This is a genomic window from Collinsella tanakaei YIT 12063 (assembly GCF_000225705.1).
GTDB lineage: Bacteria > Actinomycetota > Coriobacteriia > Coriobacteriales > Coriobacteriaceae > Collinsella > Collinsella tanakaei.
The window spans coordinates 1-19,766 of record NZ_JH126472.1 but is presented as its reverse complement, the minus strand read 5'-3'; the positions used below and the strand labels follow the sequence as shown (position 1 = coordinate 19,766).

The following is a 19,766-nucleotide window of genomic DNA, read 5'->3' as shown; positions in this document are numbered from 1 at the left end:
TGCGCACATGGGACATGCTGCCAAGAAAAAACGGCTCCTAGTCATGCAAAAGCGCTGGTTTTCTCCTTGTGTGATTGTTCATGAAGTAGAATCGCTTGCGAAACACGAAGCGCCTTCACGCCCTTGGCGGGTTGCGAGGCGAGCGAGAGGAAGGGTTGGGCTATGGCGAACGAGGTATGGACTATCGGCCGCTGCCTGGACTGGACGCGCGATTACCTGGGCAAGAAAGGTGACGAGCATGCCCGCTATACGGCCGAGTTGCTTTTGACCAGCGTGACCGGTATGAAGCGCATCGACCTTTATATGGGGCTTGATAAGCCCATGTCTCCCGTCGAGCTCGATCGCATGCATCAAGCGGTGGTGCGACGCGCCAAGGGTGAGCCCGTGCAGTACATTACGGGGACAACCGGGTTTAGGACGCTTGAGATCAAATGTGCCCCGGGGGTGCTGATTCCTCGTCCAGAAACCGAGGTATTGGTGGGCGAGGTGCTGGACTACCTTGACCGCAGCGTGCTGGGGGCGGGCCCCGCCTCTGGTAGAGCGCGCGTCGAGCTGCCCTGGAACGCCCAGGTTGAGGAGGCTCGACGAGCAGAGGAGGCTGCCGCCGCGAAGCGGGCTGAAGAGGAGGGCACCGAGGCGGCTGGCGAGACGGCTCTAGTGGCCGAGGACATTTCCGCCGACGTCGCGGCTGGGCTGGATGCGGAGTCCGGGCAATCCGGTGCGCAAGATGGGCAGCGCGTGGCGCGAGTTCTTGAGGTTGGTTGCGGAACCGGATGCATATCGCTCTCAATCGCCGCGGAGCGAGAGGGGAGCGTGCGCTGCGTCTCCACGGACGTCAATCCCAAAGCCGTGGAGCTTGCGATCGCTAATCGCGATGCTCTTCATATGGACGAGGAGACGGTGGCGTTTCGCTTGGGCGACTTGGTGTCGCCGGTGCGCCCGGATGAGGCCGGGGCGTTTGACGTACTGGTGTCAAACCCGCCGTACATTCCGCGCAAGGTGATGGAGGTCCTCCCCTTAGAGGTGACCGATTATGAGCCCCATTTAGCTCTTGAGGGCGGAGAAGACGGGCTCGACATCTTCCGCCGCTTAGTCGCCGCGGCGCCTAGGATGCTGCGACCTGGAGGCTTGCTTGCATGCGAGCTGCACGAGGAGTCGCTTCAGGATGCGGCGGCTATCTGCACTGCGGCAGGGTTCAAGGACGTTAGGATAATCGAAGACCTTGCGCGCCGCCCCCGTATCATCTTGGCGACGGTTGGAGAGGCTTAATGACTAAGGTTGTTGCAGTTGGTCCTGGTTGCACAGACGGTCTTGATGGGGTTGCGGATGCGCTCAGGGCTGGCGCCCTTGCCCTGCTGCCCACCGAAACCGTGTATGGTGTGGGCGTGTGCGTGGGCGCCTACAGCGCATGCGGGGAGACGCCGGGACCCCAAACGGGATACGGCAGAATCTTTACGCTGAAGCATCGCGACGTCGCCCAAACCGTGCCGTGGCTGGTGGCTGGACCTAAGGACCTTGATCGCTTTGGGCGGGATGTCGCGCCTCAGATTCGCGCGCTGGCATCCGCTTTTTGGCCAGGCGCGCTGACGGTTGTGGTGAAGGCGTCGCCGTTGGTTCCCTCGTTTATGCGGGCGGCGGACAATACCGTGGCGCTGCGCGCCTCCGCCTCTCCGGTCATTCAGTATCTGGTGCGCGCTTGCGGATCCCCGCTGGCGGTGACATCTGCCAACACGCATGGTGCGCCGGCGCCAGATTCGTTTGCGGCGGCGGAGGAGCGTATCGTGGCGGGCGTGGACGTTGCGGTGGACGCGGGGCGGACAACGTGCCGTGATGCATCGACCATCGTTGCCGTGCGCGACGGCGAGCCCGTGATTCTGCGTGAGGGGGCAATCTCTGCCGGTGAGATCCGGGCGGCGCTCGCGTAGGCCGCGCGTGCAACAGCAATATGGAGACATGGTGCTCAAGCGTGAGCGATAGCGGACGCATCGCCTCGTTGTTGGTGCCTATTGGTGCAAGCGACCCTGCGCGAAGGGTCGCTTTTGTCGTTAACCGACCATTCAACCCGCTTGTCGGGTGGCTATAAAACCATCACAGGGTGCGCATGGGCGATGTGACACAATGCTGCAACAACAGACAATTCGATGTAAATTCACCGGGTGTGCAACCTGGTTGCTTTTTGTGCTCAAGAAAGGTGCCGCTATGGCGTTCTCGTTAAAAGACCTGGGCTTGGTCGACCAAATGTACCTGCCTCACGGCGGTAGCTATATCATGGCGCTCGATTCGGGTACCACGTCGGTTCGTGCCATCATCGTGGACGAGTACGACTGCATCGTGGCGCAGGCTTCGCGCGCAATAAGCACAACATACCCCCAGCCCGGCTGGGTGGAGCAAGATCCCATGGAGATCCTCGCGTCGCAGATTGCCGTCATGATGGAGGTCCAGTTTAAGAGCGGCATCCACTCCGACAGCATCGCCGCCATCGGCATCACCAACCAGCGCGAGACCACGGTTGTGTGGGACCGCGATTCCGGCCAGCCTATTTATAACGCTATCGGGTGGCAGTGCCGCCGTACCGCTCCCATCGCGGACGCTTTGGTGCATGAGGGTATGGACCAGACTATCCGCGAGAAGACCGGCCTCAAGCCGGACGCGTACTTCTCCGGCACCAAGGTCAAATGGATTCTCGATAACGTGAGCGGTGCTCGAGAGGCGGCGGCCGCCGGTCAGCTTATGTTCGGCACCATCGATACCTGGCTGATCTACAACCTCACTGGCGGCATGGTGTACGCCACCGACTACACCAACGCCAGCCGTACCATGCTGTTCAACATCCATACCCTTGAATGGGACGATGAGCTGCTGGAGGCGCTCGACATCCCGCGCTCTATGCTGCCCGAGGTACGTTGGAGCTCGGGTGACTTTGGTCGCGTCTCAAGCGAGATCATGACGCACACGCCCCCTATCACGGGCGTTGCCGGCGATCAGCAAGCGTCGTTCTTTGGCCATTGCTGCTTCGAGCCCGGGCAGACCAAGAATACCTACGGAACCGGCTGCTTCATGCTCATGAATACGGGCGATGAGGTTGTGCATTCCAAGAACGGGCTGCTGTCCACCATCGGCATCGCGGAAAACGGCAAGATTAGCTATGCGCTGGAGGGCTCCATCTTCCATGCGGGCAGCACCATCCAGTGGCTGCGCGACAAGCTCGGCATCATCGCCGACGCGGGAGAAACCGCCGCGATAGCCCGCTCGCTGTCCAGCAACAACGGTTGCTACCTTGTTCCTGCGTTTAGCGGCTTGGGCGCACCGTGGTGGGATCCCGATTCGCGCGGTCTCATCTGCGGGCTTACCGCGGGTTCCGATCGCGCCACGCTGGTGCGTGCCGCATGCGAGTCCATGGCGTATCAGACCTATGACGTCCTTCGCTCCATGGAGGCCGATGCCGGTCGCAAGCTCTCCGGGCTTTCCGTCGATGGCGCCGCCTCTCGCAACGAGTTCATCATGCAGTTCCAAGCGGACTTGCTGGGAATCCCCATCACTCAGTCCGAGAGCATCGAAACAACTGCGCTGGGTGCCGCGTACCTGGCGGGCCTTGCCGTTGGCTATTGGGAAGACAGGGACGAGCTGGTTCAGAATAGAAATCTTGGCAAATGTTTTGAGCCTGCGGGTAATCCCGTTGAGCTTGCGCGGGTACTATCAGGTTGGCATGACGCTGTGGCGCGGTCCCGTACCGTGTTACAGTGAGACACGTGTCGCTAATAGAGCGCCGTCAAGAGGGGCACATGTAAGTGACCCAGGCAACCAACGAGGAAAGGAACGTTTCCATGCGTATCGCCATTGGCTCCGACCACGCCGGCTTTGAGCAGAAGCAGATGCTTGCCGCATATCTTGCGGACGAGCTCGGTCATGAGGTCATCGACCTGGGGCCGGACACGGACGACCGCGTCGATTATCCGGATTACGGCGAGAAGGTCGCGCGCTGCGTGGCTTCTGGTGAGGCAGACCGCGGCGTTTGCGTGTGCGGCACCGGTATCGGTATCGCTATTGCGGCGGACAAGGTCGCTGGCGTTCGCGCCTCGTCCATCACCTCGCCCGAGTTCGCGGACCTGTTCCGTCGCCATAACGACGGCAACGTCATCGGTCTCTCCGGCCGCTTTGTCGACCCGGCCGTCAACCGCGACATCGTCAAGGTCTTCCTTACCTCGGAGTTCGAGGGCGGGCGCCATGCGGCACGCGTCGAGAAGATCATGAAGCTCGACACCACCGGTAAGAACGCGGCCTCTGCGTAGCGTTGCGAATCCCGAGTATCCATTTGTATGGCTGTGGCCGGTGCGGGTTTTATGGGAGCCATGAAACCAGTGCCGGCCCCTTTTTGATTGGAGATATATGAGCGTTGAATTTGACCAGAGTCGCTTGACCGTAGTCGATCACCCCATGGTGCAGCACAAGCTTACCATCATGCGCGACGTCAAGACGGGCTCCAAGCAGTTTCGCGAGCTAGTGAAGGAGCTTGCCCTGTTCGAGGGCTATGAGGCGACGCGCGACTTTCCGCTTGAGGATGTTGAGGTGACCACGCCCATCTGCACCACTACCGCCAAGCAGATCGCCGGTCGCAAGGTCGCTATCATTCCTATCCTGCGTGCCGGACTGGGTATGGTCGACGGCATGCTCGAGCTCATCCCCGCAGCTCGCGTTGGACATGTGGGCATGTACCGCGATGAGGAAACCCACGAGCCTCACGAGTACTACTGCAAGGTTCCCGCAGATATCGACCAGCGCACCTGCCTGGTGGTCGACCCCATGCTCGCTACCGGCGGCTCCGCCACTGCCGCTATTGAGTATCTACGCAGCCAGGGCGTCAAGGATGTTCGCCTCCTGGTTCTTATCGCCGCACCCGAGGGCATCAAGGCGGTCCTCGACGCGGATCCGGACGTGCGCGTCTACACCTGCTCGGTGGACGAGCGACTGAATGAAAACGCTTACATCGTTCCCGGTTTGGGCGATGCGGGCGACCGAATCTTCGGTACTAAGTAACAGTTGTCCATAAATCAACCACATGAAACAAGGGCTGCATGCACCGTTAGTCGTCATATGCAGCCCGTTTGTTGCATAACGCGCACTGGTCGGCGATATAGGTAACCAGTGTGAAATAAACCCATTGAAATGAACAAGCAACTGCTTACAATAGGGTCTCGAGCGCTCGGCGAGTCCCGCTGAAGAGGCGGAGCCCGTGCGGCAGGAAGGGTGAAACGGTGTTTGGTCAAGACAACTTGGGCAATATTCCGTTTGCGATTTCTGGAGTCGCGATAGGTGTCTTGGCATTTGGAATCCTGATGGCTGTGCTGCTGCCGGTGTTGCGGCATAAGCGCAAGGCAAGCCTCGCCAAGGGGTTTGTTTCAATCATGATTTCGCTTGCTTTGCTACATTCGGGCGTTATAGTGGTCTACTTGTTTTCGCAAAAACGTGTTCTAGCGTGTTTAGTGGGGGAACTTGTGGGCTTCTTTGTCTGCTGGACGCTCTTCGCCGTGTATTGCATGACGGGCGGCAGGCGAAAGTAGTTGCGAGCCCGCACATGTGTGCGAGCGAACAAAAGGAAGGTGAAACCTTGGAAGCGTTCGATAAGCTGCCGGGAGAGATCAATCACCTCGTATCGAGCTTTAGCTCGATCCCCGTGGTTGGCGATCTGATGCACGGAGTCACCCAGTATTCTTTCTGGCTCATCGTGTCTTCGATCGTGCTGCTGGTCATCATGTTCGCGTTTGCACGCCGCGTATCGGTGGTTCCCCACGGTCGCTTTGCGAACGCGATCGAGTACGTGATCGAGTATCTCGAGAACGACGTGGGAATCGGCATTTTGGGCAAAGAGTCCTGGCGTCGCCACATGCCGTTCCTGGGTACGCTGTTCTTGTTCATTCTTGTGAACAACATCATCGGCATCATTCCTGGAATGAAGCCGGGTACGGGCACCATTTCTACCACTGCGGCGCTCGCCCTCGTTGTCTTCATTTACTTTGTCTGCATCGGTATGAAGAACCACGGAGTATGGGGCTATATTAAGAGCCTCGCCCCCAAGGGGGTTATGTTCCCGCTCAACATCCTCATTTGGTTAATCGAGCTCATCTCCACCCTGCTTCGTCCCATTACGCTTGCAGTTCGTCTGTTCTGCAACATGTTCGCGGGCCACATCGTTCTGGGTTCTTTCGCCCTCATGGTGTCGCTGTTCGCGGAGCCGCTCATCCAGCAGCTTACCGCGGCGAATCTGCTTGGCGCCATTCCGTCGCTTGCGTTTGCGGCGATTCTCTTTGTCATCTATGCAATCGAGATTTTCGTCGGCGTTATCCAGGCGTACGTGTTCACCGTCCTCACCGCGGTCTACATTCAGGGCGCCGAGGCGGAGGGCCATTAAGGTTTTGGATACCAGACGCATATATATAGAGTGCGTTTGATATAGGTATCGTGTTCAAAGTGCGTCAAAGATGGCGCATGAACTCAAGGAGGAATTGTGGGAGTTATCGGTTACGGTCTTGGTGTTATCGGTGCAGGTCTTGCTATCGGCCTGGCCGCTCATGGCGTCGCGCTCGCCATGGCACGTCAGCCTGAGGTTCAGGACCGCGTCTTCACTGTCTTCATCATGGGCGCCGCCTTTGCTGAGGCCCTGGCCCTGATCGGCTTTGTTGTTGCATTGGTTGTTAAATAGTCGGGTGTTCCAAATAGAACGCCGGACTTCAGATCCCGAGGGGGAGTCATGAAGAACGTTACACGCGTGAGGATAGCACTCGGGGTCACCGCCTCGGTGTCGAGCGTGCCCGCCCTGGCATTCGCCGAGGGTACGGAGTCGGGCGGTGCGGATATCCTTATCCCCAAGATGGCGGAGTTCGTTCCCGCGCTCGTTATCTTCCTCATCATCTGGTTCCTGCTTGCCAAGTTCGTTTGGCCAAAGGTTATCTCTGTGCTCGATGCACGCGAGCACAAGATCGAGGATAGTATCGAGGAGGCTGACGCTACCAAGGCAGAGGCTGCCGAGATTCGCGATCAGGCGGATGCAATCATCGCCGACGCGCGTCGCAAGGCTTCTGAGATCGTTCTGGATGCTCGTTCCGATGCCGAGAAGGAGCGCGCCCGCATCGTCGCGGCCGCCCACGGCGAGGCTGAGGAGATCATCTCTAAGGCACATGATCGTGCCGATGACGAGATGAAGCGCGCTTATGCCAGCGCTACCGACACCATCGCGAAGATGTCTGTCGCCGTTGCCGGCAAGATTGTTGGCGAAACCCTCGCAAACGACGAGGAGAAGCAGCGCGAGCTCATCAAGAAGTATCTCTTGGAAGTAGGCACCCTCAATGGCCGATAAGCAGATCAGCGAGCGCCTGGAAAAGCGCAAGCTTGAAACCTACGCACGCACGCTGCTCGAAGCCGCAAAGACCGAGAACCGCGTGTACGAGAATCTCGCTCCGCTCAAAGCGGAAGCAGAGGCGAGTCCCGAGGTCCTGTCGGTTCTGTCCCAGATGGCCGCTCACGGCGACCTGGATAAGCTGTCCGAGGTCCTCGACCTCTATAGCGAGATGGCAGATGGCGATCAGCAGACCGTTGGCGTCACCGTCACGACCGCTGTTCCGCTTGATAACGAGCTTCGTGCGCTGGTTACCCAAAAGTGCGAGCTCGATCTGGGCTGCAACGTGTTTCTTATCGAGCGCGTCGACCCGTCTATCATCGGCGGCCTGATCCTTTCGGTGAACGGCCGTCGTCGCGACGCATCCGTGCGTCATCAACTTGAGCAGGCCCGTAAGGTCATGACTCATGCAGTAAAGAATTCGGAGGTATAGCCACATGTCCGAGGCAATCAGTGCCGAGAACATCGAAGAGGTCTTGCGGCAACGCCTGTTTGACCTGACGGCTACCGTCGATACCCAAGAAGTATCCCATGTAGCCGAGGTGGGCGACGGTATCGCTCACATCTTCGGTCTCAAGAGCGCGATGGCTGGTGAGTTGCTGGAGTTCACCAGTTCCGCGACGGGAGAGACCGTTTACGGCTTGGCTCAGAACCTGGACCGCGATGAGGTCGGCGCCGTTTTGTTCGGCAACGTCGACTCTATCAAGGAAGGCGACGCCTGCCGTACTACTGGCCGCGTTATGGACATCCCCGTCGGCCGAGGCATGCTCGGCCGCGTTGTCAATCCGCTTGGCCAGCCTATCGACGGCAAGGGCAACCTTGGCGAGACCCATCGTCGTCCCATTGAGTTTAAAGCCCCCGGTGTCATCGACCGCACCCCGGTGTGCGAGCCGGTTCAGACCGGGCTTCTCGCTGTAGATGCGATGATCCCCGTTGGCCGCGGCCAGCGCGAGCTCATCATTGGCGACCGTAAGACCGGTAAGACCGCAATCGCGATCGACGCCATCATCAACCAGCGCGGCAAAGGCATGATCTGCGTTTACGTCGCTATCGGTCAGAAGGCATCCACGGTGGCGAATATTCGCGAGACCCTTGCTCAGCACAATGCGCTCGAGTACACGGTTATCGTAAGCGCTACCGCTGCTGATTCCGCTCCGCTTCAGTACATTGCTCCTATGGCAGGCGCTGCCATAGGCGAGTACTTTATGTACAACGGTGAGGACGGACGCCCTGCGTCCCGCACCAACCCTGGCGGTCACGTGCTGGTCGTATACGATGACCTGTCCAAGCAGGCCGTTGCGTATCGTCAGATGTCGCTTACGCTTCGTCGTCCGCCGGGACGCGAGGCATACCCCGGCGACATCTTCTATCTGCACTCTCGTCTGCTGGAGCGCGCCTGCAAGCTGTCCGAGGAGAACGGTGGCGGTTCGTTGACCGCCCTGCCTATCATCGAGACGCAGGATGGCGACGTTTCCGCATACATCCCCACCAACGTGATTTCCATTACGGATGGCCAGATTTACCTGCAGGGCGAATTGTTCCATCAGGGGCAGCGTCCCGCTGTCGACGTCGGCATCTCCGTTAGCCGCGTTGGCGGTTCCGCCCAGACCAAGGCTATGAAGCAGGTCGCCGGTAACCTTCGACTCGACCTTGCTGCGTATCGCGAGCTTGCTGGTTTTACTCAGTTTGGTTCCGACCTGGATGCCGCTACGCAGCGCCAGCTTACGCACGGCGCTCGCATGACCGAGCTTCTCAAGCAGCCTCGCTTCAAGCCCATGTCCGTCAACAGCCAGGTCGCCGTGCTCTTCGCCGGCAACAAGGGGTTCCTTGACGATCTGGACATCGCCGACGTGGTTCCGTTCCGCGACGGTCTGATCCAGTATCTCGAGGGCGCCTACGGCAAGGTCTTGGCAGAGATCGGCGGGGGCAAGATCGATGATGCTTTGAGCATGAAGCTTGAGCAGGCAATTTCCGACTACAAGGCGGAATTCTTGGCAGCAACAGGTGCCGCTTTGGGCACTGAGTCCGTGGAGAATGAGGGGAACTAAGCCCGATGGCCAACCTCCGTGAAATAAAGAAGCGAATCGGTTCGGTATCTACTACCGAGCAGATCACGCGCACTATGGAGATGGTCGCCACGGCGAAGATCAAGCGCGCTCTCGATCGCGAGAAGCGTTCTGAGGCATTTCGTGACGCCATCACCGACGTCATGCTCACGGTTGCGGGCGACACCGCGGCCGAGACAGTCTCTCCGCTTCTCGCGAATCCCGAGACGTACGAGTGCGCCCTCATCGTGGCAATCAGCTCTGATCGAGGCCTGGCGGGCGGCTTCAACGTGCAGATCGACCGTGCGGTCGAGAAGCGCATCGAGCACTTCCGCCGGCACGGCGCCAAGCGCATCGAACTCATTACCTGCGGCCGTAAGGTGTCTGAGTACTTTTCCAAGTATCCTGATGTCGTGATGCAAGTCGTTGGTGAGTCCGATAACCCTAGCATCGAACGCGCTCGCGCGATTGCGAGCTACATCGAGGACGGTTTTTCCGAAGGCAAGTTTGGACGCGTGGACATCATCTATCACCACGCTAAGAACCGTGTCGAGCAAGTGTTGCGCGAAGAGCGCATCTTGCCTCTGGACCCCGTCGTCCTGAAGACGGCTCGCGGACCCCGCAACAACGAGAACGAGGCGCCCCAGCGCATCTCGTCGCCCTTTACCTACGCTCCTTCGGCTGAGCACGTCCTGGGCAAGCTCATCCCTACGTACGTGCTCACCGTTATTCAGCAGGCTCTTATCGATTCTGCTGCTGCCGAGCAGGGCGCTCGCCGTAAAGCGATGCACTCCGCAACCGAGAATGCCAGCGCTATCATTAGCGAACTCAAGCGCACCTACAATCGCGTGCGCCAGGCATCCATCACCACCGAGCTCAACGAGATCATCGGTGGAGCCGCAGCATTGGAGGATTACTAATGGCAGATACCATTTCTGTCGATTCGACGGCGACTGCCGGTGTCGGCCACATCGTCCGCATCATCGGCGCCGTTGTCGACGTCAAATTCAAAAATGGCGTGCCCAACATCTACAACGCCCTTACCGTTGACGCTGATACCCCGGTGGGCCACGTCAAGACCATTCTCGAGGTTGAAAGTCAGCTGCCCGGCGACGTTGTCCGCACGGTCGCTATGACATCCACCGATGGTCTTCAGCGCGGCCTCGAGGTGGTCGATACGGGCGCTCCCATGAAGATGCCCGTTGGCAAGCAGACCCTCGGTCGCATCTGGAACGTTATGGGTCAGCCTGTGGACGGCAAGGAGATGCCCGAGGTTGAGGATTACTATCCTATCCACCATCCCGCGCCCAGCTTCGACCAGCTGACCACCAAGACCGAGATCTTCGAGACCGGCATCAAGGCCGTAGACCTTCTCGAGCCCTACATTCGTGGTGGCAAGACCGGTTTGTTCGGCGGCGCCGGTGTTGGCAAGACCGTTCTGATTCAGGAGCTCATCAACAATCTGGCGCAGGAGCACGGCGGCACGTCCGTCTTCACCGGCGTAGGCGAGCGCACCCGCGAGGGTACCGACTTGTTCCTCGAGATGAGCGAGTCCGGCGTCATCAACAAGACCTGCTTGGTCTACGGACAGATGAACGAGCCGCCCGGAGCGCGTCTGCGCGTCGGACTGGCAGGCCTTACCGAGGCCGAGTACTTCCGTGATCGCGGCCAGGACGTCCTGCTGTTCATCGACAACATCTTCCGCTTCTCGCAGGCGGGCTCTGAGGTCTCGGCGCTTCTTGGCCGTATGCCCTCTGCCGTTGGCTACCAGCCCACGCTCGCTACCGAGATGGGCGACCTGCAGGAGCGCATCACCTCGACCAAGACCGGTTCCATTACCTCGGTTCAGGCTGTTTACGTTCCCGCTGACGACCTTACCGACCCTGCTCCGGCAACCACCTTCACCCACCTGGATGCAACCACCGTTCTTTCGCGTTCCATCGCGGAGCTCGGCCTGTACCCCGCAATCGATCCTTTGGCCTCCTCTTCGGACGCTCTGGATCCTGCGGTCGTGGGCGAGGAGCACTACCGCGTGGCCGTCAAGGTTCAGGAGATGCTCCAGGAGTACTCCGACTTGCAGGACATCATCGCCATTCTGGGTATGGACGAGCTCTCGGACGAGCAGCGCCTCACGGTCAACCGCGCGCGTAAGCTGCAGCAGTTTCTGTCGCAGTCCTTCCACGTCGCAGAGCAGTTCACCGGAAACCCCGGCGTGTACATTCGCGTTGCCGACACCGTTCGCTCTTTCGCGGCCATTGTCGACGGCGAGTGCGACGATCTGCCCGAGCAGGCGTTCCGCTATGCGGGCACCATCGATGACGTGCGCGAGCGCGCCGCAAAGATGGGGGCGTAGCGATGGCGTTGCGTATCCGCATTGTGTGCCCTGAGCACAGCGCGTACGACGCGGATGCCGCGTTTGTCTCCATCCCGTCTACCGATGGCAATCTTGGTGTCGCGCCGCACCACGCAAACGAAATCTGCACCATCGAGCCCGGATTTGTCACCATCTGTGATGAGGCGATAGGGCAGGTCAGCCATACGTTTGCCGTGGATGTTGGCTACGCTGAGGTTACGGGTGATGAAGTGGTCATCCTTGCCGAGCGCGCGCAGGATTTGAGCGAGCTCGACGTCGAGAAGGTTCAAGCTGATATTCAAGGTTTTGAAGAGAAGCTGAGTAATTTGTCGAAGGATGATGCACACCGCTCGTATCTCTATAATGAAATCGCATGGTGTAAGCTCTTGCTTTCCAAATAAGAGCGCAATGCGATACGTATCAGCATTGCAAACCTATTTGCGATGAGCATCATGCCCGGGGGCGCTCGCGTTCCCGGGCATGTTTTTTGAAAGGGAAGACGTTTGGATATCATCCGCGTTGAAGGTGGTCACGCTATCGAGGGGTCGGTTTGCGTCTCTGGCGCAAAGAACTCCGCTCTAAAGCTTATGGCCGCCACGCTTCTTGCTCCGGGCAAGACCACACTCACCAATGTCCCGAACATCTCAGACGTTCACGTGATGGGCAAGGTCCTCAAGCGTATGGGCGCCACTATCGAAGTGGTGGACGAGCACAGTCTTGTCATCGATACCTCGAGCGTTGACTCCTGGGAAGCTCCTTATGAGCTTGTTGCCAAGATGCGTGCCTCTACCGCTGTCATGGGCCCGTTGCTCGGCCGCTTTGGACGCGCCAAGATTGCCATGCCGGGCGGTTGCAATCTTGGTGCCCGTAAGATCGATATGCACATTCTCGGTCTTGAGGCCCTTGGCGTCGAGTTCGACACCGATCATGGCTATATCTACGCGGATGCAAGCAAGGGCTTGACCGGCACGTCGGTAACCCTTGAGTTCGCAAGCGTCGGCGCTACCGAGAACCTCATCATGGCCGCGGTCAAGGCCAAGGGCGAGACGGTTATCGATAATGCCGCCCGCGAGCCCGAAATCGTCGACCTCGCCAATATGCTTAATAAGATGGGCGCTAAGATCACCGGCGCCGGCACGCCCGTGGTGACTATCGAAGGCGTGGACGAGCTTCACCCCGTTGAACATCGTGTTGTGGGTGACCGCATCGAGGCTGGAACATTTTTGGTGGCGGGCGCCATCATGGCGTCTGAGCAGGGCGTTGAGGTTACCGGGTTCAATCCCGTTCACCTTGGCATGGTGCTTCGCAAGATGGAGCTCATGGGCATACGCACGGAACGTACCGAGAACGGTATGAAGGTGTACCGCGCCGACCGCATTGCGCCGGTCGATATCCAGACGCTGCCCTTCCCCGGCTTTCCCACGGATATGCAGGCTCAGGTTATGGTCCTTTCCGCCTTGGCAGACGGCACCTCCATCATCACGGAAAACATTTTTGAAAATCGCTTCATGTTTGCATCCGAGCTTTCTCGCATGGGCGCGAATATCCGCGTTGAGGATCATCATGCGCTCATTCACGGCGTGGACGGCTTCTCCGGCGCGCAGGTAGTCTCTCCGGATCTTCGCGGCGGTGCCGCCTTGGTCATCGCGGGCCTTATTGCCGAGGGCGTGACGGAAGTCTCCGCTATCCATCATATTTACCGTGGGTACGAGCGATTTGTAGAAAAGCTTACAGCTCTGGGCGCCTGCGTTGAGCGCGTTACGCTGCCCGATTCTATCGACGATTAATGCAAGGAAACCTTATGGGTAAGAAGAAGCCTGTTCAACAGACCCGTCGTCCCTCAGTGGGGGCGAGCAGTCGCATCTATAGCCGCGATAACGTGAGCCGTTACTCGGAGCGTGCGCGCCAGCGCCGTCGTGGAAAGCTCATTCGGCGCACCATCGTCTGCACGCTGCTCGCGGTGCTGCTGTGCGGCGTGAGCGCAGCTGGCCTTTGGGTCTCTAAGATCGCCGGCAACCTCCATGGAGTGAATATCACAAGCGACTTGCTTGCAACGTTGGTCGATAGCAATGTTACAAGCGATCCCTTCTACATGCTGCTGCTGGGCACAGATGGCAGGCCGGGCGAATCGAGCTTCAGGTCGGATACCATCGTCCTTAGTCGCATCGACCCCAAGAACAAGCAGGTAACGCTTATTTCCATTCCCCGAGACACCCGCGTGACCCTAAGTAACGGCGAAACGGCGAAGATCAACTCCGCGCACGCGCTTGGCGGCCCCGATGATGTTGTCAAGGCGGTCAACGAGCTGTGCGGCATCGAGATATCCCACTATGCAGAGGTGAGTTTCGAGGGCATGCAGCAGCTTGTTGATGCAATCGGCGGCGTTGAGGTAGACGTTCCGGATAAGATCGATGACCCCAAGGCGGGCAATGTGGTGATCGAGCCCGGCCTTCAGAAGCTTAACGGCGAAGAGGCGCTGACCTTCTGCCGTTCGCGCGCTTTTGCCGATGGCGACTACACCCGCATGCGTCATCAGCGCATCTTCATTGCGGCTCTTGCCAAACAGGTTCTCAACAACACCGACGCCGCCACCATCTTCCCTCTGATCGACTCGCTTTCCGGCATGGTCGAGACGGATATGAGCATTCAGGATATCGTCGCGCTCGCCAACGCTATGCGCGGCATGAATACGGACGAGATTTGGTCTGCGAACATCCCGTCTACCACGGACGACTCTACTGGCGTGAGCTACGTTGTCGCGCTTGAAGACGAGCTTGCAGCGATGATGGAGCGCGTGGACGCTGGCGAGGATCCCAGGGGACCCCAGACCATTGGATCGACCACCGATGCTTCTGCCACCGTCGGTGACCTTTCCAACAATGAAGCGTCCGATTGGTCTAACGGCACCGCATCGGTAAGCGGTGAGACGGACTCTTCCGCAGAGGGGGAGGAGTAGCCAGTTCGATCGCGAGGGCGTTTTCGTAAACACCCCTTCATCATCGTCCCATGCAACATGAAAAGGCCGGGCGCCGCACGTCGAATCGACGCGGCGCCCGGCATTTGCCGTATTAGGTCTTGCAATGTGGGCCGTAGGGCTAGCTGCGGGCAAACAGGGCGACCAGCTGCTCAAGCACATCGACCATGCGCTCAAGGGAACTAACGGGAATGAACTCGTTGACGCCGTGGCAGCAGTAGGCGCCGGTGGACAGGTTGGGGCAGGGCAGCCCGCGGAAGGAGAGCTGCGCGCCGTCGGTACCGCCACGGATGGGGATGACGTTCGCCTCTACGCCAGCCGCCTCAAAGGCCTGCTTGGCGGCATCGATGAGCTGCGGGTAGTCGGCGACAATCTCCGCCATGTTGCGATACTGCTGCTCAATCTCAACATGCACGCGTTCCTCGCCCAGATCGGCATTCATAAAGTCGGCGATGCGGTGCAGCCTGTCGATCTTTTGGGCAAACTTGCCGGCGCTGTGGTCGCGAACAATATAGCGCGCGGTGGCGTGGTCCACTGTGCTAGAGACGCCCTCTATGTGGTAGAAGCCCTCGTAGCCGGCGGTGTGCTCGGGGCGCTCGGCCTCGGGCAGCATGCTGTGGAAACGCGTGAAGAGGTTGGTGGCGTTCACCATACGGTCCTTGGCGTCGCCGGGGTGAATGGAATAGCCGTCAAATCGAACTGTGGCTTCGCAGGCGTTGAAGCACTCCCATTCCAGCTCGCCGATAGGGCCGCCGTCTACGGTATAGGCGTATAGGCAGCCAAAGTCCTCGATATCCAGCAGTTCGGCGCCGTGGCCAATCTCCTCGTCCGGACAAAAACAAATGCCCAGTGCGGGATGGGGGAGCTCGGGGTTTTGGGCAATTCGGGCGACAAGGGCCATAATCTCGGCAACGCCCGCCTTATCGTCGGCTCCCAGCAGCGTGGTGCCGTCGGTGCAAACTAGATCCTCGCCTACAAGGCTATTGAGCGCGGGCAGCTTTGCCGGAGTCATCGCAATTTTGTGTCCGTCCACTTCGCCGCAGACCAAATCGCCGCCCGTATACGTGACAATGTGGGGCTTTACGCCGGCTCCAGGCGCGACCTCGGTGGTGTCCAGGTGGGCGATCAGGCCAAGGGCGGGCAGGTGCTCGCAGCCCTTGCTTGCGGCAACGCGGGCGGTAACATACGCGTTTTCGCTTACGCGGACGTTTGCCGCGCCCAATGATTCCAGTTCCTTGGAAAGCACGTTTGCCAGGTCAAACTGCTTTTTGGACGATGGAACCTGGTCGCAGTGCTCTTCGGACGAGGTGGTGTCAATCTGGACGTAGCGCAAAAAGCGCTCGAGAACATCGGAATGCTCGATAGGCATGTGGTTCCTCCTTGTGTTGGCTGACGTGCCCGTACGTTTTCTAGGATACCCGCTTGTAAGCCGCGTGGGGCCGGCATGGGGTTGAGTTGCCGGTGCGGGAGGGTAGAATCGTGAGAGTGAAGAAAGGGGAATCCCGCATGGATACAACGGATAGCTCCCGCGAGCTCCACCTTACGGTCGCAAACGAAGATTATCTTGAATGTATGGTTCGCATCGAGCAGGAAGATGGCGAGCACGGTGGCGTTCGCTCCGTGGACATCGCCCAAAAACTCAATGTTTCCAAGGCTTCTGTCAATAAGGCCGTTACGGCGCTTAAGGGACAGGGCCTGGTTGAGCAATCGCATTATGGAAAGGTGATTCTCACGCCAGAAGGCAGGTGCGTTGGCGAGGCGGTGTGGTATCGCCACCGTCTTTTGCGAACATTTCTTATGCAGGAGCTTGGCGTTGAGTATGACCGCGCGGACTCGGAGGCATGCATGATGGAGCACGCGCTGTCAGAGGACACCATGAATCGCTGGTTGGCCTATCTTGAGGCTCAAGGCGTTGTGGTCGTGGACGAGTAGGTGCTCATGGCGGCGCAGGATTATTACAACAGGGACGCGGCAAAAGAGCTGATGGACCGCCTTGCTGCCGGACCCCTTGTTGCCCAGGGCCCCACGGGGAGCCTGCTGGCCGATGAGGCGGGCACAGCGGATGTACCGGCGGCATTTTGGAACATCGCCGAGCCGCAGGCGTTGACGCGCATGCACGCGCTCTACCAAATGGCGGGCGCGGATGTCCTTATCACCAACACGTTTCAGGCGAGTGCGCCCTGCCTTAAGCGCGACAGCATCTTGCAGGATTATCGTTCTGTCAACAGGGCGGGGGCGGACTGTGCTCTTACGTGCTCGCGTATCACGGGGGTGCCCGCCAAGTTGGTGCTGGGTTCCGTGGGACCGTGCGGCATAGCGTGGGAAGATGCGGATAAGGAGGAGGGCGAAGAGGGAACCAAAGCGGATAAGGAGGCCGAGTCGGCCGTGCACAAGCTTGCGCGCGAGGCCTATCGCAACCAGGCGACCATCTTGCTCGAATCCGGCGTCGCCGGCGTGCTGTTGGAGACCTTCTGCTCGCTGCACGACCTTGAACCCGCCGTGACAGGTGCGGTCGAGGCAGCCCACGGCATGCCCGTGCTGGCTAGCTTCGCTATCGATGATGCGTGCCATCTCCTTGGGGACGGCGCGGCAATTGAGCAAGCGTGCGAAGCCGCGCGCGATCTGGGCGCCCAAGCGGTTGGCGTGAACTGCTGTTCCGTATGCGCTGCCACCCAGGCGGTGCCCCGCATGGTTCGCGCGGTCGATCTTCCCGTAATGGTTAGGCCCAACGCGGGCGCTCCAACTGTGGACCAAGACGGTTGCCCGCATTGGGATGAGGATGTCGAGGGAGTAGCCAGGGCGTCTGTCCAATGGGTGGCCGACGGTGCCAGGCTGGTGGGAACATGCTGCGGTTTTACGCCGATCGCCACCTGCGCCATCTCGGGCGCCTTGCACGGCTAACCGTCGTGTCGCCCGTGCGCGAGACCCGGCGCGCGGGACATCGATGGGAAATTGACAACTCTGTGATTGTTTTGCACCCGTGTTGGCATGCGCCAGCACGGGTAACCTTTATAGGCCATGCCTAAACGTAAGGATGCTGTTACGCAATGAGCGCAATCATACATTTTGAAGCCGACGGCTGGAGGGCTCGCACGGACGGAGACTTCACAGAGGAAAACGTCGTGCGCATCGCTGATGCAGCCGGAGAGTATTGGAACAGAAGAAATCCCGGTGCCATGGTGTACGTGTGCTATGACGCGCGCCCTGGTGCGGAGGAATGCGCGAAGGCGGCGGCCAGGACGCTTGCCGCCCATGGCGTCGCCGCCGTTTTGTCTGATCGAGTGGCGCCCACGCCGGCGTTAACCTGGGCCGTGTCGCGCAACTCACGCGTGTGCGGTGGCTTTGCGGTTACGGGCTCGCATTACCCCTATGACTACCTGGGCGTGAAACTGTGCAACGCAGACGGAGGCACCGGTTGCCCGGACTTTATCGAGGAAATAGAGCATCTTATCGAGCCCGAGGTCTATGGCGTGCGCGAGCACTATGCGATCAAAGACTTCGTGACTCCCTACTTTGACTATCTCAGCACGCTGGTCGACGGCGATGCCATTGCCCGCGCTCGCCTTAGGGTGGTGTACGACCCCATGTACGGAGCGGCTCGAACGTATATGCCACAGCTGCTGGGCGCCCTTGGTGTAGAGGTCGAGGAGATTCATGGTGCGGACGATGAAGGTTGGCGCGATGTAAGGCCGGAGCCAATCGAGCCTTGGGTGGATGACTGCGAGCAGGCGGTTGTCGAATGCGCCGCACATGCGGGATTGATAAATGACGGAGATGCCGCGCGTGTTGGCGCGGTAGATGAGTACGGCAATTACGTAAGCCCCCAAAAGATCATGGCGCTTGTGCTTGGGCATCTCGTAATCAATCGTGGAATGACCGGGCGGGTTGTGGTGAACCAGGCAACGTCAGTGTTGGCGCGCCGCGTCGCTCAATCGCTTGGGTGCAAGGTAACCGTGCGCCCCATCGGCTTCACCTATATATATGAGGAGATGCGAAAGGGAGGCGTTTTGCTGGGTGGAGAAGGGTCGGGCGGGTTCGCGATACCGTCTCACGTGGCCGAACGCGACGGCCTGCTTGTCAATGTGCTTCTCTGTGAGCTGATGGCAACTACGGGGAAGAAGCTTGGCGAGCTGGTCAATGAGCTGGAAATGAACTTCGGCAGACTGTGGTACGGCCGGAGGGACGTTCGGGTACGGGTCGAACAGGTGGAAATGCTGAGAACGATAATGCCCGGATTAAATCCGGAGCTCGTAGGCGGACGAAAGCCCGTAGCGGTGAGTCATATGGACGGTCTGCGTTTTGAATTTCAGGACGAATCATGGCTGCTCTTGCGACCCAGCGCAAGCGAATCGGTCGTGCGTGTGTATGCCGAGGCGCCGTCAGTGGAAATAAGAGATGAGCTTCTGGATGCGGGAGCGGATATGGCCAAGGGGAACGCCTAGCGCGCGCTCGTAGAGCAGTGAAGCCGCTAGGGCAAAAGAGAAATATTAGTGGCTCGCTGTATGGATGTAATAAAGGAAGAAACAAGTTGGGCGAGCGGTTCGATTCAATCGCCTGGCGGCATGAAATATGGAGGAACCGTGGAGGACGGGAAAGACGCCCCCGCGGCGCCCCGGGTATGGCAATATATCTCCTTGCCGCGCGGCGCCGAAGCGACCGGCGGCGCGTACCTTGAGAACCGGATACTGCGAGGCGAGAGGCCGTGCCTTCAGCATGGTCGATCGCCGGGAGACAGAACTTAAGAACCATTTCGATGGTGAGCAGTGATGTACGGAATAGTCAGATGAGTAAGGCGAACCCTTACGATTCCTTTCCAAGCAGGAAACGGCTTTTATATTCGAATGGATCCGATCGGCGTTACAGCCGGCCGGACGGGCTCATCCGCGCCCAACATACTTTGGACGGAGAGTTCGATCCTGGCTCAGGATGAACGCTGGCGGCGCGCCTAACACATGCAAGTCGAACGGCACCCCTCCTCGGAGGGAAGCGAGTGGCGAACGGCTG

At 59.3% G+C, this 19,766-nt stretch carries 20 protein-coding genes and 1 rRNA gene; 20 read left to right on the top strand and 1 reads right to left on the bottom strand.

The genetic code is table 11. From position 1 onward, the window contains the following. The first annotated feature begins 162 nt into the window (after nt 1-162). From HMPREF9452_RS08730 to HMPREF9452_RS08655, 16 genes are all read left to right on the top strand, one after another. Nucleotides 163-1,269: a N5-glutamine methyltransferase family protein gene (locus tag HMPREF9452_RS08730; protein WP_009141776.1), complete on the top strand. Its 1,107-nt coding sequence runs from the start codon at nt 163-165 to the stop codon at nt 1,267-1,269. Continuing rightward, a complete protein-coding gene (locus tag HMPREF9452_RS08725) occupies nt 1,269-1,925 on the top strand; it encodes an L-threonylcarbamoyladenylate synthase (protein WP_009141775.1) in 657 nt (218 codons plus the stop codon). The genes HMPREF9452_RS08730 and HMPREF9452_RS08725 overlap by 1 nt, the downstream gene beginning before the upstream one ends. A gap of 274 nt (nt 1,926-2,199) precedes the next feature. After that, on the top strand, nt 2,200-3,744 hold the full coding sequence (gene glpK, locus HMPREF9452_RS08720) for a glycerol kinase GlpK (protein ID WP_009141774.1): 1,545 nt from the start codon (nt 2,200-2,202) through the stop codon (nt 3,742-3,744). A gap of 80 nt (nt 3,745-3,824) precedes the next feature. Continuing rightward, the gene (rpiB, locus tag HMPREF9452_RS08715; protein ID WP_009141773.1) at nt 3,825-4,289 is read left to right on the top strand and encodes a ribose 5-phosphate isomerase B; all 465 of its coding nucleotides are present in this window, start codon (nt 3,825-3,827) and stop codon (nt 4,287-4,289) included. A gap of 97 nt (nt 4,290-4,386) precedes the next feature. Then, on the top strand, nt 4,387-5,034 hold the full coding sequence (gene upp, locus HMPREF9452_RS08710) for a uracil phosphoribosyltransferase (protein WP_009141772.1): 648 nt from the start codon (nt 4,387-4,389) through the stop codon (nt 5,032-5,034). A gap of 218 nt (nt 5,035-5,252) precedes the next feature. Further along, complete coding sequence (locus tag HMPREF9452_RS08705) at nt 5,253-5,558, top strand: hypothetical protein (RefSeq protein WP_040362854.1); 306 nt, start codon at nt 5,253-5,255, stop codon at nt 5,556-5,558. Between the two features lie 47 nt (nt 5,559-5,605). Next, complete coding sequence (gene atpB / locus HMPREF9452_RS08700) at nt 5,606-6,406, top strand: F0F1 ATP synthase subunit A (protein WP_009141770.1); 801 nt, start codon at nt 5,606-5,608, stop codon at nt 6,404-6,406. A gap of 96 nt (nt 6,407-6,502) precedes the next feature. Then, nucleotides 6,503-6,697: an ATP synthase F0 subunit C gene (locus HMPREF9452_RS08695; RefSeq protein WP_009141769.1), complete on the top strand. Its 195-nt coding sequence runs from the start codon at nt 6,503-6,505 to the stop codon at nt 6,695-6,697. Nucleotides 6,698-6,745: 48 nt separating this feature from the next. Beyond that, complete coding sequence (atpF, locus tag HMPREF9452_RS08690) at nt 6,746-7,351, top strand: F0F1 ATP synthase subunit B (RefSeq protein WP_009141768.1); 606 nt, start codon at nt 6,746-6,748, stop codon at nt 7,349-7,351. Further along, the gene (locus HMPREF9452_RS08685) at nt 7,341-7,823 is read left to right on the top strand and encodes a F0F1 ATP synthase subunit delta (protein WP_009141767.1); all 483 of its coding nucleotides are present in this window, start codon (nt 7,341-7,343) and stop codon (nt 7,821-7,823) included. Before atpF ends, HMPREF9452_RS08685 begins: the two co-directional genes overlap by 11 nt. 4 nt (nt 7,824-7,827) lie before the next feature. Then, the gene (gene atpA / locus HMPREF9452_RS08680; protein ID WP_009141766.1) at nt 7,828-9,438 is read left to right on the top strand and encodes a F0F1 ATP synthase subunit alpha; all 1,611 of its coding nucleotides are present in this window, start codon (nt 7,828-7,830) and stop codon (nt 9,436-9,438) included. 5 nt (nt 9,439-9,443) lie between these two features. After that, a complete protein-coding gene (atpG, locus tag HMPREF9452_RS08675; RefSeq protein ID WP_009141765.1) occupies nt 9,444-10,355 on the top strand; it encodes an ATP synthase F1 subunit gamma in 912 nt (303 codons plus the stop codon). Then, nucleotides 10,355-11,788 (top strand): F0F1 ATP synthase subunit beta, encoded by a 1,434-nt coding sequence (gene atpD, locus HMPREF9452_RS08670; protein WP_009141764.1) that lies wholly within the window; start codon nt 10,355-10,357, stop codon nt 11,786-11,788. Before atpG ends, atpD begins: the two co-directional genes overlap by 1 nt. 2 nt (nt 11,789-11,790) lie before the next feature. Continuing rightward, the gene (gene atpC, locus HMPREF9452_RS08665) at nt 11,791-12,189 is read left to right on the top strand and encodes an ATP synthase F1 subunit epsilon (protein WP_009141763.1); all 399 of its coding nucleotides are present in this window, start codon (nt 11,791-11,793) and stop codon (nt 12,187-12,189) included. 102 nt (nt 12,190-12,291) lie between these two features. Continuing rightward, entirely contained in the window at nt 12,292-13,575 is a 1,284-nt protein-coding gene (murA, locus tag HMPREF9452_RS08660) for a UDP-N-acetylglucosamine 1-carboxyvinyltransferase (protein ID WP_009141762.1), read from the top strand. A gap of 14 nt (nt 13,576-13,589) precedes the next feature. Then, nucleotides 13,590-14,744, top strand: coding sequence for an LCP family protein (locus HMPREF9452_RS08655; protein ID WP_009141761.1), 1,155 nt, complete (start codon nt 13,590-13,592; stop codon nt 14,742-14,744). Nucleotides 14,745-14,883: 139 nt separating this feature from the next. Here HMPREF9452_RS08655 and pepT read toward each other — a convergent pair whose 3' ends face one another. Beyond that, nucleotides 14,884-16,131, bottom strand: coding sequence for a peptidase T (gene pepT, locus HMPREF9452_RS08650; protein ID WP_009141760.1), 1,248 nt, complete (start codon nt 16,129-16,131; stop codon nt 14,884-14,886). Nucleotides 16,132-16,268: 137 nt separating this feature from the next. Here pepT and HMPREF9452_RS08645 point away from each other — a divergent pair, with 137 nt between their 5' ends. The 4 genes from HMPREF9452_RS08645 to HMPREF9452_RS08630 form a co-directional block, all read left to right on the top strand. Then, the gene (locus tag HMPREF9452_RS08645; protein ID WP_040362851.1) at nt 16,269-16,694 is read left to right on the top strand and encodes a metal-dependent transcriptional regulator; all 426 of its coding nucleotides are present in this window, start codon (nt 16,269-16,271) and stop codon (nt 16,692-16,694) included. A 6-nt stretch (nt 16,695-16,700) separates the two neighbouring features. Then, complete coding sequence (locus tag HMPREF9452_RS08640) at nt 16,701-17,663, top strand: homocysteine S-methyltransferase family protein (RefSeq protein ID WP_009141758.1); 963 nt, start codon at nt 16,701-16,703, stop codon at nt 17,661-17,663. A gap of 146 nt (nt 17,664-17,809) precedes the next feature. Further along, a complete protein-coding gene (locus HMPREF9452_RS08635) occupies nt 17,810-19,204 on the top strand; it encodes a phosphohexomutase domain-containing protein (protein ID WP_009141757.1) in 1,395 nt (464 codons plus the stop codon). Nucleotides 19,205-19,660: 456 nt separating this feature from the next. After that, nucleotides 19,661-19,766, top strand: a 16S ribosomal RNA gene (locus HMPREF9452_RS08630); the annotation flags it as partial.